Source organism: Psychrobacter sp. T6-1, assembly GCF_052258445.1.
On the sequence record NZ_JBQQFC010000443.1, the window covers coordinates 1 to 1478 of the forward strand.

The 1478-nt window shown below is 47.4% G+C and carries 1 protein-coding gene; it reads left to right on the forward strand.

The window, feature by feature from the left end; translation table 11 throughout:
• Positions 1–1478 (forward strand): UvrA family protein (locus tag ACTXGO_RS13645; protein WP_459112933.1); only part of this gene is annotated, 1478 nt, incomplete at both ends.

Below are 1478 nucleotides of genomic sequence, written 5' to 3' on the forward strand. Positions count from 1 at the left end.
CGTTTAGGTCAAGGTCTGGTCACCCTACACTTTATGGATGGCAATCCAAAAGAAGGCGGTGATCAGAACCAAGTCATGTCCGCCAAGCACTCTTGCCCAGTCTGTGACCGCGCCGTCTCTGAGCTTGAGCCACGTATGTTTAGTTTTAACAATCCATACGGCGCGTGTCCTAGCTGTGATGGTTTGGGTAAACGTCAGTATTTCGCGGCTGAAAAACTCATTACCCACATTGATAAAACACTCAATCAAGGCGCAATCAATGGTTGGGACAAGCGTCACTCGTACTATTTTGGCTTGCTTAGCACAGTGTGCAAGCATTTTAAAATCGATATGGATACGCCGTGGCAGGATTTATCCGAAAAGCAACAAGACCTTATCATGCATGGCTCTGGTAAAGAAAAGTTGACCTTTAACTTTACCGATGAGCGCGGACGCAAAACCAATAAGACCATTCCTTTTGAAGGGGTACTACCGTACCTTGAGCGCCGTTATGCTAAAACGCAAAGCAACTTGGTGCGTGATGAGCTAGCCAAATATCTTGCCGATACTACCTGTAACGTCTGTGATGGTGCGCGCCTGAACGAGATCTCACGTAACGTGCGCGTTGATGAGCAAACCATCGCTGAAATCGTTAAGCTGTCTATCGGTGATGCCGCTGACTATTATAAAACGCTTAAACTGAGCGGGCATAAAGGGGAAGTTGCGGAAAAAATCTTCAAAGAGATTAATGAGCGTCTCAACTTTTTGGTCAGCGTTGGCCTTGATTATCTCACCCTTGCCCGCTCTGCCGAAACCCTATCAGGCGGCGAAGCGCAGCGTATTCGTTTGGCTAGTCAGATTGGCGCAGGTCTGATGGGCGTGATGTATGTCCTTGATGAACCCTCCATTGGTTTGCATCAGCGTGATAATGATCGCTTATTGAAAACGCTAACACGCTTGCGTGATTTGGGTAATACCGTCCTCGTTGTAGAGCATGACGAAGATGCGATTCGCCAAGCGGATCACGTTATCGATATCGGTGTCGGCGCAGGCGTACATGGCGGTCATATCATCGCCCAAGGTACCGTCAAAGACATTATGGCGAACAAGGAATCGCTGACGGGACAATATATGTCGGGTAAGAAAAAAATTGAGATTCCAACTATACGCCACAAAGCCAAAACCATAGAAGTAGAAGCGAAAGGCAAAGCCAAACCCAAAAAATTACCCATGAGCATTGAGTTAAAAGGCGCATCCGGCAATAACCTACACGACGTAGATTTGAGTCTGCCTGTTGGTATTATGACTTGTATCACAGGGGTATCAGGTTCTGGTAAATCAACGCTAATTAACCGCACCCTTATGCCATTGGCAGCGACACAATTGAATAATGCCTCAACGCTTATCGCGGATAAGCACGAGAGTATCAGCGGTCTTGAGCATCTGGACAAAATGGTCGATATCGATCAAAGCCCTATCGGTCGTACCCCGCGCTCCAA